Genomic DNA, 16,599 nt, shown 5'->3' with positions numbered 1-16,599 from the left:
CGTGCCGTCATGATCGGAGGGAACGTCCGCGTGCCGTTGTCCCATGGTGCGCAGCGGCACCGAGCCGTTGTCACAGGGTGCGCAGCAGCACCGCCGGCTGTTCCACACAGTCGGCCACATGGCGCAGGAAGCCGCCGGCCGTGCCGCCGTCGCACACCCGGTGGTCGAAGGTGAGCGAGAGCTGGACGACCTGCCGCACGGCCAGCTCGCCCTGGTGGACCCAGGGCTTGGGGACGATCCGGCCCACACCGAGCATGGCCGCCTCGGGGTGGTTGATGATCGGCGTGGAGCCGTCGACGCCGAACACGCCGTAGTTGTTCAACGTGAAGGTCCCGCCCGTGAGTTCCGCGGGCGTCAGCTTCCCCGTCCGGGCCGCCTCGGTCAGCCGGGCGAACTCCGCCGTCAGCGACTCGGCGTCCCGCGCGTGCGCGTCCCGCACGACGGGCACGACGAGCCCGCGCTCGGTCTGCGCGGCGAAGCCGAGGTGGACGTGGTCGAGCCGGACGACCTCCCTGGCCTCGATGTCGACGGTGGAGTTGAGCTCCGGGAACCGGGCGAGGGCGGCGGTGCAGATACGGGCCAGCAGGGCGAGGAGTGAGATCTTCGGCCCTCCCGCGCCGTTCATCGCCTCGCGCGCCCGCATCAGCTCCGTCGCGTCCGCGTCCACCCAGCAGGTCGCGTCCGGGATTTCACGCCGGCTCCGGGACAGCTTGTCGGCGACGGCGCCCCGGACGCCCTTCAGGGGGATTCGGGTGCCGCCGGGCGCGGAAGTGACCGGGGACCCGGCGGGTGCGTGTCCCACACGGGCGACCAGGGATTCGGCGGGCGTGGGGGCGAGCGGGGTGACGGGGGCGAGCGGTGACTCGGCGGGCGCGGACGGTGCGGCCGCGGACGGCACGGCTGTGGACCGCGGCAGTCGGGCGTGCGACGCGGCGGCGGCCCGCAGCGCGTACTCCACGTCGGCGCGCAGGATCAGGCCGTCCGGTCCGGAGCCCGTCAACTCCCTGAGATCCAGGCCGTTCTCCCGGGCGAGCCGCCGCACCAGGGGCGAGATCACGGGGACGGGGCCATCGGCACGATGGCCGTTGCCGACCACGGGTCCGGCGTCATTCGCCTCGGGCGGCACCGGTGCCGCAGCCGTACGAACCGGCGGCTGCACCCTTCGGCGGCGGGCCGGGGCGGCACCGGTGCCGTACCCCACGAGCACATTGCCGGAGCCCTCCTGGGCGCGCTCGTCGGAGCCCACGCGCGCGTCCTCCTCGGAACCCGCGCCCGGGCCCGCTGCGGGACCGCCGGAGACCGTCGCTCCCACCGCGACCGTCAACAGCGGTGCCCCCACGGGGAGTTCCGCGCCCTCCTCGCCGAAGCGGGCCGTGACCACGCCGCCGTACGGACAGGGCACCTCGACCATCGCCTTGGCCGTCTCGACCTCGACGACCGGCTGGTCGACGACGACGAGGTCGCCGACCTCGACAAGCCAACGCACGATCTCCGCCTCGGTGAGCCCCTCGCCGAGGTCGGGGAGCTTGAACTCCAGGCTGTGCATGTCAGAAGCGCCTGCCATCAGCTCTCGGCCTCCCATTGCAGACGCCCCACGGCGTCCAGGATCCGGTCCACGCCGGGCAGGTGATGCCGCTCCAGCATCGGCGGCGGGTAGGGGATGTCGAACCCGGCCACGCGCAGCACCGGTGCCTCCAGGTAGTGGAAGCAGCGCTCCGTGACACGGGCCGCGATCTCCCCGCCCGGGCCGCCGAACCCGCCCGACTCGTGTACGACGACCGCCCGCCCGGTCCGCCGTACCGAAGCGGAGACCGTCTCGTCGTCGAACGGCACCAGGGAGCGCAGATCGACGACTTCGAGGTCCCAGCCCTCGGCCCGAGCCGCCTCGGCGGCTTCGAGGCAGACGGGTACGGACGGCCCGTACGTGATCAGCGTGGCGCTCCGGCCCGAGCGCCGCACCGTCGCGCGGCCTATCGGTTCAACGGCCGTCGGCTCCTCGGGGTTCCAGGAATCCTTGGACCAGTACAGCCGCTTGGGTTCGAGGAAGACGACCGGGTCGTCGGAGGCGATCGCGGCGCGCAGCAGTCCGTAGGCGTCGGCGACGGTGGCGGGCGTGACGACATGGAGCCCCGGAGTCGCCATGTAGTACGCCTCGGAGGAATCGCTGTGGTGCTCGACTCCGCCGATGCCGCCGCCGTAGGGGACACGGATGGTGATCGGCAGCGGCATCGTCCCGCGCGTGCGGTTGCGCATCTTCGAGACATGGCTGATGAGCTGCTCGAACGCGGGGTAGGCGAACGCGTCGAACTGCATCTCCACGACCGGCCGGAGGCCGTACATGGCCATGCCGACGGCCGTGCCGAGGATGCCCGCCTCCGCAAGGGGTGTGTCCGTGCACCGGTCCTCGCCGAACTCCTTGGCGAGCCCGTCGGTGACCCGGAAGACACCGCCGAGGGCGCCGACGTCCTCGCCCATGACGTGTACGGCGGGGTCTGCGGCCAGGGCGTCGCGGAGTGCGCGCGTGAGGGCCTGCGCCATGGTGGCCGGCTTGAGGGCGACGGTGGTCATCAGTGCGTCCCTTCCCGCTCTGCCTCCAGCTCCGCCGCCACCTGGGCCCGCTGCTCGCGCAGTTGGGGGGTGGGCTCGGCGTACACGTGGGCGAACAGGTCCATGGGGTCGAGCACCGGGTCCTGGTTCATGTGCGCGCGCAGGTCGGCGGCGAGCCGCTCGGCGTCCTCGCGCGCGTGCCGGATGCCGTCCTCGTCGATCAGGCCCCGCTCGGTCAACTCCCGCTCCAGCAGGGCGATCGGGTCGTGGGCCCGCCAGGTCTCGACCTCGGCGTCGGCCCGGTAGCGCTTGTCGTCGTCGGCGTTCGTGTGGGCCTCGATGCGGTACGTCACGGCCTCGACCAGCGTGGGGCCGCCACCCGCGCGCGCGTGCCGTACGGCGTCGCTGAGGACCTCGTGCACGGCGGCCGCGTCATTGCCGTCGACCAGGCGGCCGGGCATGCCGTAGCCGACGGCCTTGTGGGCCAGCGACGGGGCCGCGGTCTGCTTGGCGAGCGGGACGGAGATCGCGAAGCCGTTGTTCTGGACCAGGAAGACGACCGGGGCCTGCCATACGGCGGCGAAGTTCAGCGCCTCGTGGAAGTCGCCCTCGCTGGTGCCGCCGTCGCCGACGAGCGCGAGCGCGACCACGTCGTCGCCCTTGAGGCGGGCGGCGTGTGCGAGGCCCACGGCGTGCGGAAGCTGGGTGGCGAGCGGGGTGCACAGGGGGGCGACGCGGTGCTCGTGCGGGTCGTAGCCGGTGTGCCAGTCACCCCGCAGGAGGGTGAGGGCCTGGACGGGGTCCATGCCGCGGGCGACGGCGGCCAGCGTGTCGCGGTAGCTCGGGAAGAGCCAGTCGCGCTCCTCCAGGGCCAGGGCGGCGGCCACCTCGCAGGCCTCCTGGCCGGTGCTGGAGGGGTAGACGGCGAGGCGGCCCTGCTTGGTGAGGGCGGTGGCCTGCGCGTTGTACCGGCGGCCGCGCACCAGATGGGCGTAGAGCCGGCGCAGCAGCGCGGGGTCGGCCTGTGCGGCGGCGTCCGTGCCGAGCACGCGGTACGGCTCCGCGTCGGGCAGCAGCGGCGCGGGGTCCGTACGGGGCTGCCAGGCGGGCGGCGGCGTTGGCCGATACGCACCCTGCTGCTCCATGACCGTCATGACGGCACCTCCTCGTGGGAGTGGCTTGGAGAGGCGCGCCGGCCGTGACGTGCCTCACCTACCGATTGTTCGGTCGACGGCACATTTTGGCTACAGGCACCTTCAGGCTGTGGACAAACGGTTCTCCACACCCTGAAATGAACGCAGTACGTCCATGGTAGAGAGGCGGGGGGACATGGCACCTGAACAAATGGCCGAGGGTCCCGAGAACAGCGTCGCCCTGCCGCCGCCGCGTCCCCTCGACGCCATTGATCAGGACATCCTTCAGATGCTCCAGGCCGACGGCCGTGCCTCGATAAGGTCGGTCGCCGAACGCGTCCATGTCTCGCGCGCCAACGCCTACGCCCGGATCAACCGCCTCATCGAGGACGGCGTCATCCGCGGCTTCGGGGCCCGCGTCGACCACCAGCGCGCAGGCCAGGGCACCTCGGCTTACATCACCCTGAAGATCGTCCAGAACACCTGGCGCACGGTGCGCGAGCAGCTGAGGCTGCTCCCCGGGGCTGCCCACATCGCCCTGGTGGGCGGCGACTTCGACGTCCTGCTCCTGGTGCACACGCCCGACAACAGGGCACTGCGCGAGCTGGTGCTGACCCGCCTCCAGGCGATCCCCGAGGTGCTCAGCACCCGCACGCTGCTGGTGTTCGAGGAGGAGGACCTGGAGCCGCAGAGCTGACGCCGGGACCCGTCTAGGAGGCCTGGCGCAGTCCCCCGAACACCAGGTGCGCCACCGCGTCGGCCACCTCGCGCTCGCTCATGCCGCGGCCGTCCGGCCGGTACCACTCGACGATCGAGTTGATCATCCCGAAGACCAGCCGGGTCGCGAGGCGTACCTCCACGTCACGGCGCACGTCCCCCTCGGCGGCGGCGGCCTTCAGCAGCTCGGCGACCCGGTGATCGAAGTCGCGGCGCTGCTCCAGGGCCCACCGCTCGGTGTCCGTGTTGCCGCGCACGCGCAGCAGCAGCGTCACATACGGCAGTTCGCCGATCAGCACCTCGACCATGCGCCGGACCACGTACTGAAGGCGTTCGGCGGCGGGCCCCACGCGCGCGTGGTCCTCGTCGAGGATCCCGAAGAGCCCGTCCAGTGCCCGGCTCACGGCGCGACGCAGCAGCTCCTCCTTGCCGGCGACGTGGTGGTATATCGACGACTTGGAGATTCCGGCCGCCTTGGACAGGTGCTCCATGGAGGTGCCGTCGTAGCCGCGCTCGTTGAAGACCTGCACGGCGACGGAGAGCAGGGTCTCCGGGGTGTACGTGTCCCGCTTGGCGGTGGTCATGACGTACTGCCCTCCCGCTTGTCGGAGGCGTATGCGTGGCGGTAGAGCGCGAGCGAGGGCGCGTAACGCCCCGAGGGTTCACGCAGATGCAGATCGTCGAGGAGGGCGTACGCCCAGTTGCGGCCCAGTTTGCGGCTCCATTCGAAGGGGCCGAGCGGGTAGTTGACGCCCAGGCGCATCGCGGTGTCGATGTCCTCCTCGGTGGCCACACCCTTGGCCACGGCATCGTGCGCCAGGTCGACGATCCGCGCGACCGTGCGGGCGACGATCATGCCGGGCACGTCCCCGATGACGCTGACGTCCTTGCCGAGCGCCTGGAACAGGCCGATCGCCTCGGTGAGGGTCTGTGAGGTGGTGTCCTGGGAGGCGGACAGGGCGATACGGGTGGCCCTGCGGTAGTCGAGCGCGAGGTCGAAGTAGACGACGTCCCGGAACTCCACGGAGGTCTGGCCGTCGGCGAGCGCCAGCTGTCCGCCGCTCGGCAGCACCAGCCGGGTGCCGTGGTCCTCCTCCTCGTCGCGGACGGGGATGCCCGCCTCGCGGATCAGCGCCGGCAGTTCGGCGGCGGGGCCCAGGTCTCCCTCGACGACGACGTACGCGGGCTGCTGGGCCGGTTCCGCGGTGTGCGGCTCGGAGGGCTCGGCGCCCTCCTGGTAGTCGTACCAGCCCTGTCCGGTCTTGCGGCCGAACCGGCCCGACTCGACCAGACGCCGCTGGGCGAGCGACGGCGTGAAGCGCACATCCTGGAAGAACGACTGCCACACGGAGTGCGTGACCGATTCGTTGACGTCCTGGCCGATGAGGTCGGTCAGCTCGAAGGCACCCATCCGGAAGCCGCCGGACTCGCGCAGGATCGCGTCGATGGTGGCGGGGTCGGCGCCCTGGGCCTCGTAGACCGCGAAGGCCTCGGCGTAGAAGGGCCGCGCGATGCGGTTGACGATGAAGCCGGGGGTGTCGGCGCAGGCGACCGGTGTCTTGCCCCAGGCGCGTGCCGTCTCGTACGCGCGCGTGGCCATCGTGACGTCGGTGGCGTGCCCGGAGACGACCTCGACCAGCGGCAGCAGCGGTGCGGGGTTGAAGAAGTGCAGGCCGACGAAACGGCCGGGGTCGCTGAGTGCGGCGCCGATGGCCGTCACCGACAGCGACGAGGTGTTGGTGACGAGCAGACAGTCCTCGCCGACGATGCCCTCCAACTCGCGGAAGATCTCCTGCTTGACGTCGAGACGCTCCAGGACGGCTTCGGCGACCAGGGCACAGTCCGCGAGGTCGGCGAGATTCTCGGCGGGCAGGAGACGCGCGCGTGCCGCGTCCCGGTCGGCGGCGGTGAGCCGGTCCTTCTCGACGAGCCGGTCGAGGCGGGCGCCGATCGCGGCGGCCGCCTCCTGGGCGCGTCCGGGGACGGTGTCGTAGAGCCGCACGGGATGGCCGGCGACCAACGCGACCTGGGCGATGCCCTGGCCCATGGTGCCGGTGCCGACGACGGCCACGGGGCTGCTTAGGTCGAGTGCTGTCATGTGCGCGATCCTCCCGCACGGGGTTTTCCACAGATGCGGCGGACCCCCTTGTCCCGACCGATCGTTCGGTTACTCTAACCCTGTCTGGCTGTTTCTGCCCATGTCTCTGCCCAGGTCATGAGCTCACAGTCGAGTTCTTGAGACGAGGAGTTGGTCCCGCATGGCCGCCGAACTCACCACGCATCAGCTGATCGCCACCCACCGGCCCACCCTCGACCAGGCGCTGGAAGCGATCCGCACGCGCGCGTACTGGTCTCCGCACCCCGAGCATCCCAAGGCCTACGGCGAACAGGGCAGCCTGGACGCGGCGGCGGGCAAGGCAGCCTTCGACGCCCTCCTGGGCACCCGCCTCGACCTCGGCCAGCCCGGCACGGACGACTTCACGGGCGGCGAGGTCTCGCCGTACGGCATCGAGCTGGGCGTCACCTACCCGCACGCGGACCTGGACGTCCTGCTGCCCGCGATGAAGGCCGGACAGCGCGCATGGCGCGACGCCGGCCCGGAGATCCGGGCCGTGGTCTGCCTGGAGATCCTGGGGCGCATCAGCGACCGGACGCACGAGTTCGCGCACGCGGTCATGCACACCTCCGGCCAGGCCTTCATGATGGCGTTCCAGGCGGGCGGCCCGCACGCGCAGGACCGCGGCCTGGAGGCGGTGGCGTACGCGTATGTGGAGCAGGTCCGCACCCCCGACACCGCGGAGTGGACCAAGCCCCAGGGCAAGCGTGACCCGCTCGCGCTCACCAAGCAGTTCACACCGGTCCCGCGCGGGATCGCTCTGATGGTCGGCTGCAACACCTTCCCGACGTGGAACGGCTATCCGGGCCTGTTCGCCTCCCTGGCCACCGGAAACGCGGTCCTGGTCAAGCCGCATCCGCGCGCGGTGCTGCCCCTCGCGCTCACTGTGCAGGTCGCGCGCCAGGTGCTGGCCGAGGCCGGCTTCGACCCGAACCTGGTGGCGCTGGCCGCCGAGCGTCCGGGCGAGGGCATCGCCAAGACCCTGGCCGTGCGCCCCGAGATCCGGATCATCGACTACACCGGTTCGACGGCCTTCGGCGACTGGCTGGAGGCCAACGCCCGCCAGGCGCAGGTCTACACCGAAAAGGCGGGCGTCAACACGGTGCTCGTGGAGTCGACCGACAACTACAAGGGGATGCTGGCCAACCTGGCGTTCTCGCTGTCCCTGTACAGCGGCCAGATGTGCACCACCCCGCAGAACCTGCTCATCCCGCGCGACGGCATCCGCACTGAGGAGGGCCCCCGGACCTTCGACGAGGTCGTCGCCGACCTCGCCCGCTCGGTCGACGGCCTGCTCGGCGACGACGCGCGCGCGAACGGCCTGCTCGGCGCCATTGTCAATCCGGACGTGAAGGCGCGTCTCGAGGCCGCCGCGGGCCTGGGCGAAGTCGCCCTCGCCTCAAGGGAGATCAGCAACCCGGAGTTCCCGGAAGCGGTCGTCCGCACGCCCGTGATCGTCAAGCTGGACGGCGCCAAGCCGGACGACGAGGCCGCCTACATGAGCGAGTGCTTCGGGCCGGTCTCGTTCGCCGTCGCCGTCGACTCGGCCGCGGACGCGGTGGAGCTGCTGCGGCGGACGATCCGCGAGAAGGGCGCGATGACGGTCGGCGCGTACACGACGGACGAGGACGTCGAGCAGACGGTGGTCGAGGTCTGCCTGGAGGAGTCGGCTCAGCTGTCGTTGAACCTCACGGGCGGGGTGTACGTGAACCAGACGGCCGCGTTCTCCGACTTCCACGGGTCCGGGGGCAACCCGGCGGCCAACTCGGCACTGTGCGACGGCGCGTTCGTCGCCAACCGGTTCCGGGTCGTCGAGGTGCGGCGGGAGGCCTGAGAGCCCTAGAGGGGCGCTCCGGTGGCCGTGCTCCAGTGGTACAGCGTCATGGCCACGCTGGTCGCCAGGTTGTAGCTGGAGACCTGAGGGCGCATCGGCAGGGACAGCAAATGGTCGGTGCGCGCGCGTAGTTCGGCCGACAAGCCGCTGCGCTCCGACCCGAAGGCGAGGACGGCGTCGTCCGGGAGCTTCACGCCCCGGATGTCGTCGCCCTCGGGGTCGAGGGCGAAGAGCGGGCCGGGTGGCAGCTCGTCCGGCGGCAGGCGTTCCACCGCGGTCGCGAAGTGCAGGCCCGCCCCGCCGCGTACGACCGTGGGGTGCCACGGGTCGAGGGTGCCCGTGGTGACCACGCCGGTGGCACCGAAACCGGCGGCCAGACGGATCACGGCGCCCACGTTGCCGAGGTTGCGCGGGTTGTCGAGGACGACGACGGGCGCGGTGCGGGGGGTGTGCACCAGCTTCCGGAGGTTCGTCTCGCGGGACGGCCGTACCGCGAGGGCGGCCACCGCGGTGGGGTGCGGCCGCGGCACCAACGACCTGTACGTCGGCTCCGGGATCTCCGTCAGCAGGGCGTCCAGGGTGTCTCGTACGTCAGGGGCCAGCTCGTCGGCGAGAGCGAGTGCTGCCGCCCGGTCGACGGCGACCGCGACCGGGACACCGGCCCCGAACCGCACCGCGTGCTTGAGGGCGTGAAAGCCGTCGAGCAGGACGGAGGCGTCGACGAGCCGGCGCCAGGTGGCCAGGGGGTCGGCTGCGGTCATGCCGTGAAGCCTACGTGCGTGTGCTCGGGGTTCTCCGGGTTCTGGGCGGCGTCCGCGCCCCCGGTCCGCTGCCCGGGCACCTTGGGGCCGCCCTCGCGCCGGAACACACGTCCACGCGCGCGTGCCGCCCAGCCGCCCAGCCGGCGCAGGAACGACGTCGGCAGGAAGACCGCGTCGGCCGCGATCATCGCCAGCGAGAAGAAGGGCAGTCCTAGGACGACGGCGATCACGGCGTGCTCGGTGATCATGGCGGCCAGCAGGACGTTCTTGACCCGCCGGTGGAACAGCGTGAACGGAAAGGCGACCTGGACGGCGACGGTTCCGTAGGTCACGAGCATCACCGCGGTACCGCTGGCCGACAGCAGGTCGGCGAGGGCGGGCCAGGGCGAGAAGTAGTCGAGGTGCAGCGGGTAATAGATGGCGGTGCCGTCCTGCCAGCGCGAACCCTGGATCTTGTACCAGCCGGCGGTCGCGTAGATCAGACAGGCCTCGGCCATGATCACGACCAGGGCGCCGTTGTGCACGACGTTGCCGATCACGTCGAGCAGGATCCGCGGCTCGTCGCTCTTCGCCAGGCGGCCGACGAGCCACCACACCGCCAGGGCCACCCACACCGCCCAAAGGATCACCGGCACGGTCGGATCGCCGTCGAGCTTGCCCCCCGCGGTGACCGCGATCAGCACCAGCCCGAGCGCACCCCACAGGACGGGACCCACCCGGTCCACCACCCGCTCCCCACGCGCGCGTGCCACATGCGCGCGCCGTTCCCGGCGCTCGTCCAGCGACCACACCTGCCCGCAGCGCGTGAAGACGAGGTAGATGCACATCAGGTGCAGGACGTTGTCGCCGCCGTCGCCCATGAAGATGCTGCGGTTCTGCAGCGAGAGCACGCCGACCATGAAGAGCACGGACATGGTGCGGGTGCGCCAGCCCAGCAGCAACAGGACGCTCGTCAGTACGGCGAGCGCGTAGACGGCCTCGAACCAGACCCCGCCGTCGGACCAGATCAGGGCCGTGAAGGCGCCGTTCGTCGAGATCAGCTGCTCGGCGAGGGTGAAGTCCCAGGGACCGTCGGGGCCGTACAGCTCCTGGCGGTGGGGCAGCTCCCGCAACAGGAACAGCAGCCAGGTCGCGCTGAACCCGATACGGATCACGGCGGTCTGGTACGGGCCGAGGGCGGCCTCGGTGACTCGGGCGATGCCGCCCGAGATCGCCAGCGCGAAGCGGTTCACCGGGCGTCCCCCTCAACGTCGCCGGCCGAGACCGACCACCAGGGCAGTACGCGGTACACCGGCTGGTCCGAGACCTGATCCGTGCTCCACTCGGGCGGGCGCACGTTGGTCGTGCGGGAGCGGACCTGGATCCGTTCGATCGTGCCGCCCTGCCCGGCCGCGTCGTCGCGGTCGAGGCGCAGCATCACCGTCCGGCGCAGATAGGTCTCCGAGAGGGCGCCGCGCAGGCCCGACGGGCGGTTCTCGGCGTCGTGCGTGGCGACGAAGAAGTCCCATGACCGACGCAGTTCGTTCTGCTGGGTGTGGCTGGGCAGCAGATTGCCGTCGATGGCCCGGCCGTCCTGGGCGGACAGGTCGTACCAGCCGCTGGTCCGCCTGCCGCCGTCCTCCGTGCTGATCTGGGCACGGACCTGGACGGCGATGTTCTGCTGCAACGGGTTCGGCGCGAAGAGCTTCCAGTTCTGCTCGAACTCGGGGTAGATCCAGTCGTCTATCACCCGGCCGTGCTGCTTGGTGACCGTGTTCGACGGCGCGACGTGCAGGAACACCATCCCTATGTGGACACAGACGGCGACGGCGACGCAGGCCAGCGCGATGGCGACGACGATCTGGTAGCGGAGGGAGAGCGCGGCGACGCCGGTGCGGGGGTCGGCGGCCGGTTCGTCGGACGCCTCGCGCCCGTCCGGTTCAACCACCCCGTCCGTCCCGTCCGGGGCGTGCGAGCCACCGTCGTACGCGTCCATTCCGCCCCGTCTCCCGATTCCGGTCCGTCTTCCGGCCGCTTGGACGGGAACGGTACTCAGCCCCGCCCACCCGGCACACCCCCATCAGCTCTCCCGCCGGTTTTCCACAACGGATCACAGCAGGTTATCCACAGCGGTTGACACCTTACGGCGCCCGTCACACCATGGAATCGCACGAACCGAACGATCGGTCGGGAGCAGGCTCCGGACAGAGCCCGAGGTCGAGGGGGCCCCATGGCGACAGCAGCCGCGCAGCAGACAGCCGGCACACAGGCGTACGGCGGACAGGACGGCACCGCGGACACCGCAGCGTACGAGCATGCCTTCGACACCGCGGTGGCCGCCGACGAGCGCATCGAGCCACGCGACTGGATGCCGGACGCCTACCGCGCGACGCTGGTGCGGCAGATCGCCCAGCACGCGCACTCCGAGATCATCGGCATGCAGCCGGAGGCCAACTGGATCACGCGCGCTCCCTCACTGCGCCGCAAGGCCATCCTGATGGCCAAGGTCCAGGACGAGGCGGGGCACGGCCTGTATCTCTACAGCGCGGCCGAGACCCTCGGCACCGGCCGCGACGAACTGCTGGACAAGCTCCACACCGGCCGCCAGAAGTACTCCTCGATCTTCAACTACCCCACCCTGACCTGGGCGGACGTCGGCGCGATCGGCTGGCTGGTGGACGGCGCCGCGATCACCAACCAAGTCCCCCTCTGCCGCTGCTCATACGGCCCGTACGCACGCGCGATGGTCCGTATCTGCAAGGAGGAGTCCTTCCACCAGCGCCAGGGGTACGAACTGCTGCTGGCCCTCAGCCGTGGCACCCCGGAGCAGCACGCGATGGCGCAGGACGCGGTGGACCGCTGGTGGTGGCCGTCCCTGATGATGTTCGGCCCGCCCGACGACGAGTCCGCGCACTCCGCGCAGTCGATGGAGTGGAAGATCAAACGCCATTCGAACGACGAGCTGCGCCAGCGCTTCGTCGACATCTGCGTCCCCCAGGCCGAGTCCCTGGACCTCACGCTCCCCGACCCGGACCTCAGGTGGAACGCGGAGCGGGGACACCACGACTTCGGCCCGATCGACTGGACGGAGTTCTGGGCGGTCCTCAAGGGCAACGGCCCGTGCAACGAAGAGCGCATCACCCAGCGCAGGCGGGCGCACGACGAAGGCGCATGGGTCCGGGAGGCGGCCGCGGCATACGCGACCAAGCACACCGCTCCCGCCCCGCGCCCCCAGGAGACGGGAGCGGTACACGCATGACGAACACCGACTGGCCCCTGTGGGAGGTCTTCGTACGCTCCCGCCGCGGCCTCTCCCACACCCACGCCGGCAGCCTGCACGCGCCGGACGCGGAGCTCGCCCTGCGCAACGCACGCGATCTGTACACCCGGCGCGGCGAGGGTGTCTCCATCTGGGTCGTGCCCTCGTCCGCGATCACGGCGTCCTCGCCGGACGAGAAGGACCCGTTCTTCGAGCCGGCCGCCGACAAGCCGTACCGACACCCGACGTTCTACGAAATCCCGGAAGGGGTGAAGCACCTGTGACCGTCGCCGTTCCCACCACGGCCGCGCTCGCTCTCGGCGACGACGCGCTGGTGCTCTCGCACCGCCTGGGCGAGTGGGCGGGCCACGCGCCCGTGCTGGAGGAGGAGGTCGCCCTCGCCAACATCGCCCTCGACCTGCTGGGCCAGGCGCGGGTACTGCTGGCGATGGTCGGCGACGAGGACGAGCTGGCGTATCTGCGCGAGGAGCGCGCCTTCCGCAACCTCCAACTGGTCGAGCAGCCGAACGGCGACTTCGCCCACACCATCGCCCGCCAGCTCTACTTCTCCACCTACCAGCACCTGCTCTACGCCCGCCTCGCCGCCGGAGACGGCCCCTTCGCGCCACTCGCCGCGAAGGCCGTGAAGGAGGTCGCCTACCACCGCGACCACGCCGAGCAGTGGACCCTGCGGCTCGGCGACGGCACGGACGTCAGCCATGAGCGGATGCAGCGCGCGGGTGAGGCGCTGTGGCGGTTCACCGGCGAGATGTTCCGGCCGATCGAGGGCCTGGACTTGGACGCAGGGGAGTTGGAGGCGGCCTGGCTGGAGTGCGTGACCAGCGTCCTGAGCCGGGCCGCCCTGACCGTCCCCGAAGGGCCGCGGTCCGGTGCGTGGACGGCCGGGGCGGGCCGTCAGGGCCTGCACACCGAGCCGTTCGGGCGGATGCTCGCCGAGATGCAGCATCTGCACCGCAGTCACCCGGGGGCGTCATGGTGACGGTCACCGCCCTGGAGGCGGAACTGCTGGAGGTCGCCGGTGCGGTGCCCGACCCCGAGCTGCCCGTGCTCACCCTCCTGGAGCTGGGCGTCCTGCGCGCGGTGCACGTCCGCGGCATGGACTCGGTCGAGGTCGAGCTGACCCCGACGTACACCGGCTGCCCGGCGATCGAGGCGATGTCCCTGGACATAGAGCGCGCGCTGCACGAACACGGCATCCGGGAGGTCTCGGTCCGTACGGTGCTCGCGCCCGCCTGGTCGACGGACGACATCTCGGCCGAAGGGCGCCGCAAACTGCGGGAGTTCGGCATCGCGCCGCCGCGCGTACAGGGCGACTCCGGGCCGGTGTCGGTCGGGTTGGGGCCCACCCGCACGCTCGAGACGGACCCCGTCCGCTGCCCGCACTGCGGTTCCGCGGAAACCGAGCTGCTCAGCCGTTTCTCCTCCACCGCGTGCAAGGCGCTGCGGCGGTGTCTGAGCTGTCGTGAACCGTTCGACCACTTCAAGGAGCTGTGATGGCCCGCTTCCACACGCTCCCGGTGGCCGCGGTCGACCGGCTTACCGACGACTCCGTGGCCCTCACCCTGACCGTGCCCCCGGAGCTGCGCGAGGAGTACCGGTACGCGCCGGGTCAGCACCTCGCCCTACGGCGCAGGGCAGACGGCGCGGAGGTCCGGCGCACCTACTCGATCTGCTCCCCGGCGCCCGGCCCCGAGGGCCCGCGGACCCTGCGGGTCGGGGTGCGGCTGGTCGAGGGCGGGGCCTTCTCGACGTACGCGCTCAAGGAGATCGACGTCGGTGACGAGCTGGAGGTGATGACTCCGGCAGGCCGTTTCACGCTGGAGCCCGCGCCCGGTCTGTATGCCGCGATCGTCGGCGGCAGTGGCATCACCCCGGTGCTGTCGATCGCCTCGACGCTGCTGGCGCGTGAGCCCGGGGCCCGGTTCTGTCTGATCCGCAGCGACCGTACGTCCGCCTCGACGATGTTCCTGGAGGAGGTCGCCGATCTGAAGGACCGCTACCCGGAGCGGCTGCATCTGGTGACGGTGCTGTCCCGGGAGGAACAGCAGGCGGGACTGCCGTCCGGTCGGCTGGACCGGGACCGGCTCACCGGGCTGCTGCCGGCGCTGCTGCCGGTGGAGGAGGTCGCGGGCTGGTTCCTGTGCGGTCCGTTCGGGCTGGTGCAGGGGGCCGAGCAGGCGCTCCGCGCACTCGGAGTGGCGCGAACCCGCATCCACGAGGAGATCTTCCACGTGGACCCGCTGACGGCTCCCGCAACCCCGGTCTCGGCCCCCGCCCACAGCACCATGACCGCCCGACTCGACGGCCGCGCCGGGACCTGGCCCGTCCAGGACGGCGAGTCCCTGCTGGAGACGGTCCTGCGCAACCGCTCCGACGCGCCCTATGCCTGCAAGGGCGGCGTGTGCGGGACATGCCGGGCCTTCCTGGTCTCCGGCGAGGTGCGGATGGACCGCAACTTCGCGCTGGAACCGGAGGAGACGGAGGCGGGCTATGTGCTGGCGTGCCAGTCGCATCCGGTGACGGAGAAGGTGGAGCTGGACTTCGACCGTTAGAACCGTCGCCGTCAGAACCGTCGCCGTCAGAGCCGTCGCCCCGCGCCGCCCGGGAGCATCTGCACCCGGCAGGCCGTTCCCTTCTCCTAGAACCTGTTCTATCTTGACGCTCCGTCAGATCAGCGCATCCGCCGGAGGGCAGGGACTGTGGACTTCACCTTCACCGAGGAGCAGCAGGCGGCGGCCGAGGCGGCGCGGGGGGTGTTCGGCGGGGTCGCGCCGGACGCCGTGCCCAGCCCGGCGCTCACGATGGGCGCCGTGGCCGACGACTTCGACCGGGAGCTGTGGGCCAGGCTCGCCGACGCGGATCTGCTGAGTCTGCTGCTCGCCCCGGAGTACGGCGGAGCGGGCCTCGACGCCGTCGCGCTGTGCCTCGTTCTGCGGGAGTCGGCGAAAGTGCTGGCGAGGGTGCCGCTGCTGGAGAGCTGCGCGGCCGCGGCGGCCGTACAGGCTTATGGCGGCGAGGAGTTGACGTCCGATCTGCTGGCGCGGGCGGGCCGCGGCGAGGTGGTCCTGACCGTCGCAGCCGCCGGCCGCACCGGGCACGACTCGGCCGAACTCGCCGTCACCGCACGTCAGGAGGGCGATCACTGGACGCTGGACGGGGTGCAGACCGCGGTGCCATGGGCGTACAACGCCGATTTCGTCGTCGTACCGGCCCGGACGGATGCCGGCCGGACCGTCCTCGCGCTGGTTCCCCGGGTCCATGAAGGCGTGGTGCTCGCCGAGCAGTTCTCCACGAACGGGGAGCGGCTGGCCGAACTGCACCTGGACTCCGCGCGGATCGCGGCCCGCGACATCATCGAAGCCGACGGCGCCTGGGAGTGGCTGCGCGATCTGCTGGCCACCGGGACCTGTGCGCTGGCCCTCGGGCTCGGCTCCCAGGTCCTGCGGATGACCAGCGAATACACCGGCAAACGGGAGCAGTTCGGGTTCCCGGTGGCCACCTTCCAGGCGGTCGCCGTGCAGACCGCCGACCGCTACATCGACCTCCGTGCGATGGAGGCCACGCTGTGGCAGGCCGCGTGGCGGATCGCGTCAGGGGCGCCGGGCGCACTGCCCGCCGCCGGAGACGTGGCCGTCGCGAAGATCTGGGCGGGGGACGGCGTACGGCGGATCGTGCAGACCGCGCAGCATCTGCACGGCGGCTTCGGCGCCGACACCGACTATCCGCTGCACCGGTACCACGCCTGGGCCAAGCACCTGGAGCTGTCGCTCGGCCCGGCGGCGGCACACGAGGAGGCGCTGGGCGATCTGCTGGCCGCCCATCCACTGGGCTGACCTAGAGGACGAACCCGGGCTGCCCCTCGTCCGTGACGACCGGTCGGCCCGTGTGCGCCCATGTCTGCATGCCGCCGTCGACGTTCACGGCGTCGATGCCCTGCTGGACGAGGTACATCGTGACCTGGGCCGAACGTCCGCCGGAACGGCAGATCACATGGACCCGGCCGTCCTGCGGAGCCGCCTCGGTCACCTCGCCGTACCGGGCCACGAACTCACTGATGGGGACATGCAGCGCCCCTTCGGCGTGACCCGCCTGCCACTCGTCGTCCTCGCGGACGTCCAGCAGAAAGTCGCCGTCCTTGAGGTCACCGACCTCGACCGTGGGCACACCAGCTCCGAAACTCATGCCCCCGACGCTACCGGACCGACTGCACGGCCCGACGGGGCGGAGCGCTC

17 protein-coding genes are annotated in these 16,599 nt (G+C 71.3%); 8 read left to right on the top strand and 9 right to left on the bottom strand.

The window, feature by feature from the left end; genetic code table 11:
- Positions 1–70 precede the first annotated feature (70 nt).
- From ACIHFB_RS21705 to pdhA, 3 genes are read right to left on the bottom strand one after another with little or no spacing between them, the layout of a single operon-like run.
- Positions 71–1,564 carry a dihydrolipoamide acetyltransferase family protein gene (locus ACIHFB_RS21705; RefSeq protein ID WP_400127633.1) on the bottom strand — a complete coding sequence of 498 codons (1,494 nt, stop codon included), beginning with the start codon at positions 1,562–1,564 and terminating at the stop codon, positions 71–73.
- Positions 1,564–2,568 carry an alpha-ketoacid dehydrogenase subunit beta gene (locus tag ACIHFB_RS21700; protein WP_365271847.1) on the bottom strand — a complete coding sequence of 335 codons (1,005 nt, stop codon included), beginning with the start codon at positions 2,566–2,568 and terminating at the stop codon, positions 1,564–1,566. The genes ACIHFB_RS21705 and ACIHFB_RS21700 overlap by 1 nt, the downstream gene beginning before the upstream one ends.
- On the bottom strand, positions 2,568–3,701 hold the full coding sequence (gene pdhA, locus ACIHFB_RS21695; RefSeq protein ID WP_365271844.1) for a pyruvate dehydrogenase (acetyl-transferring) E1 component subunit alpha: 1,134 nt from the start codon (positions 3,699–3,701) through the stop codon (positions 2,568–2,570). Before pdhA ends, ACIHFB_RS21700 begins: the two co-directional genes overlap by 1 nt.
- Positions 3,702–3,876: 175 nt before the next feature.
- Between pdhA and ACIHFB_RS21690 the strand changes: the two genes are divergently transcribed.
- Positions 3,877–4,377, top strand: a complete 501-nt coding sequence (locus tag ACIHFB_RS21690; protein WP_400127632.1) for an Lrp/AsnC family transcriptional regulator — start codon at positions 3,877–3,879, stop codon at positions 4,375–4,377.
- Between the two features lie 13 nt (positions 4,378–4,390).
- Here ACIHFB_RS21690 and ACIHFB_RS21685 read toward each other — a convergent pair whose 3' ends face one another.
- Positions 4,391–4,981: a TetR/AcrR family transcriptional regulator gene (locus tag ACIHFB_RS21685; RefSeq protein ID WP_365271841.1), complete on the bottom strand. Its 591-nt coding sequence runs from the start codon at positions 4,979–4,981 to the stop codon at positions 4,391–4,393.
- A complete protein-coding gene (locus ACIHFB_RS21680) occupies positions 4,978–6,495 on the bottom strand; it encodes a 3-hydroxyacyl-CoA dehydrogenase (RefSeq protein ID WP_365271838.1) in 1,518 nt (505 codons plus the stop codon). Before ACIHFB_RS21680 ends, ACIHFB_RS21685 begins: the two co-directional genes overlap by 4 nt.
- A gap of 160 nt (positions 6,496–6,655) precedes the next feature.
- Between ACIHFB_RS21680 and paaN the strand changes: the two genes are divergently transcribed.
- Positions 6,656–8,347, top strand: a complete 1,692-nt coding sequence (gene paaN, locus ACIHFB_RS21675) for a phenylacetic acid degradation protein PaaN (protein WP_400127631.1) — start codon at positions 6,656–6,658, stop codon at positions 8,345–8,347.
- 5 nt (positions 8,348–8,352) lie between these two features.
- On the opposite strand, the gene ACIHFB_RS21670 is transcribed toward paaN, so the two are convergent.
- The 3 genes from ACIHFB_RS21670 to ACIHFB_RS21660 are packed head-to-tail and all read right to left on the bottom strand — an operon-like array spanning position 8,353 to position 11,083.
- Positions 8,353–9,108: a TrmH family RNA methyltransferase gene (locus tag ACIHFB_RS21670; RefSeq protein WP_400127630.1), complete on the bottom strand. Its 756-nt coding sequence runs from the start codon at positions 9,106–9,108 to the stop codon at positions 8,353–8,355.
- Positions 9,105–10,340, bottom strand: coding sequence for an HTTM domain-containing protein (locus tag ACIHFB_RS21665; protein ID WP_400127629.1), 1,236 nt, complete (start codon positions 10,338–10,340; stop codon positions 9,105–9,107). The genes ACIHFB_RS21670 and ACIHFB_RS21665 overlap by 4 nt, the downstream gene beginning before the upstream one ends.
- The gene (locus ACIHFB_RS21660; protein ID WP_365271828.1) at positions 10,337–11,083 is read right to left on the bottom strand and encodes a DUF5819 family protein; all 747 of its coding nucleotides are present in this window, start codon (positions 11,081–11,083) and stop codon (positions 10,337–10,339) included. The genes ACIHFB_RS21665 and ACIHFB_RS21660 overlap by 4 nt, the downstream gene beginning before the upstream one ends.
- Positions 11,084–11,317: 234 nt before the next feature.
- Here ACIHFB_RS21660 and paaA point away from each other — a divergent pair, with 234 nt between their 5' ends.
- From paaA to ACIHFB_RS21630, 6 genes are all read left to right on the top strand, one after another.
- Complete coding sequence (paaA, locus tag ACIHFB_RS21655; RefSeq protein ID WP_365271825.1) at positions 11,318–12,346, top strand: 1,2-phenylacetyl-CoA epoxidase subunit PaaA; 1,029 nt, start codon at positions 11,318–11,320, stop codon at positions 12,344–12,346.
- Positions 12,343–12,630 (top strand): 1,2-phenylacetyl-CoA epoxidase subunit PaaB, encoded by a 288-nt coding sequence (gene paaB / locus ACIHFB_RS21650; protein WP_073944895.1) that lies wholly within the window; start codon positions 12,343–12,345, stop codon positions 12,628–12,630. Before paaA ends, paaB begins: the two co-directional genes overlap by 4 nt.
- Entirely contained in the window at positions 12,627–13,346 is a 720-nt protein-coding gene (gene paaC, locus ACIHFB_RS21645; protein WP_400127628.1) for a 1,2-phenylacetyl-CoA epoxidase subunit PaaC, read from the top strand. Before paaB ends, paaC begins: the two co-directional genes overlap by 4 nt.
- Positions 13,340–13,861 carry a 1,2-phenylacetyl-CoA epoxidase subunit PaaD gene (gene paaD, locus ACIHFB_RS21640; protein ID WP_365271818.1) on the top strand — a complete coding sequence of 174 codons (522 nt, stop codon included), beginning with the start codon at positions 13,340–13,342 and terminating at the stop codon, positions 13,859–13,861. The genes paaC and paaD overlap by 7 nt, the downstream gene beginning before the upstream one ends.
- Entirely contained in the window at positions 13,861–14,919 is a 1,059-nt protein-coding gene (locus tag ACIHFB_RS21635) for a 2Fe-2S iron-sulfur cluster-binding protein (protein ID WP_400127627.1), read from the top strand. Before paaD ends, ACIHFB_RS21635 begins: the two co-directional genes overlap by 1 nt.
- Positions 14,920–15,066: 147 nt before the next feature.
- Positions 15,067–16,200: an acyl-CoA dehydrogenase family protein gene (locus ACIHFB_RS21630; RefSeq protein ID WP_365271813.1), complete on the top strand. Its 1,134-nt coding sequence runs from the start codon at positions 15,067–15,069 to the stop codon at positions 16,198–16,200.
- Between the two features lies 1 nt (position 16,201).
- Here ACIHFB_RS21630 and ACIHFB_RS21625 read toward each other — a convergent pair whose 3' ends face one another.
- Positions 16,202–16,531 carry a rhodanese-like domain-containing protein gene (locus ACIHFB_RS21625; protein ID WP_365273371.1) on the bottom strand — a complete coding sequence of 110 codons (330 nt, stop codon included), beginning with the start codon at positions 16,529–16,531 and terminating at the stop codon, positions 16,202–16,204.
- Positions 16,532–16,599: the final 68 nt, after the last annotated feature.

The sequence above is a fragment of the Streptomyces sp. NPDC051963 genome (assembly GCF_044593495.1).
GTDB lineage: Bacteria > Actinomycetota > Actinomycetes > Streptomycetales > Streptomycetaceae > Streptomyces.
This window is presented reverse-complemented; position numbering and strand designations above follow the sequence as displayed.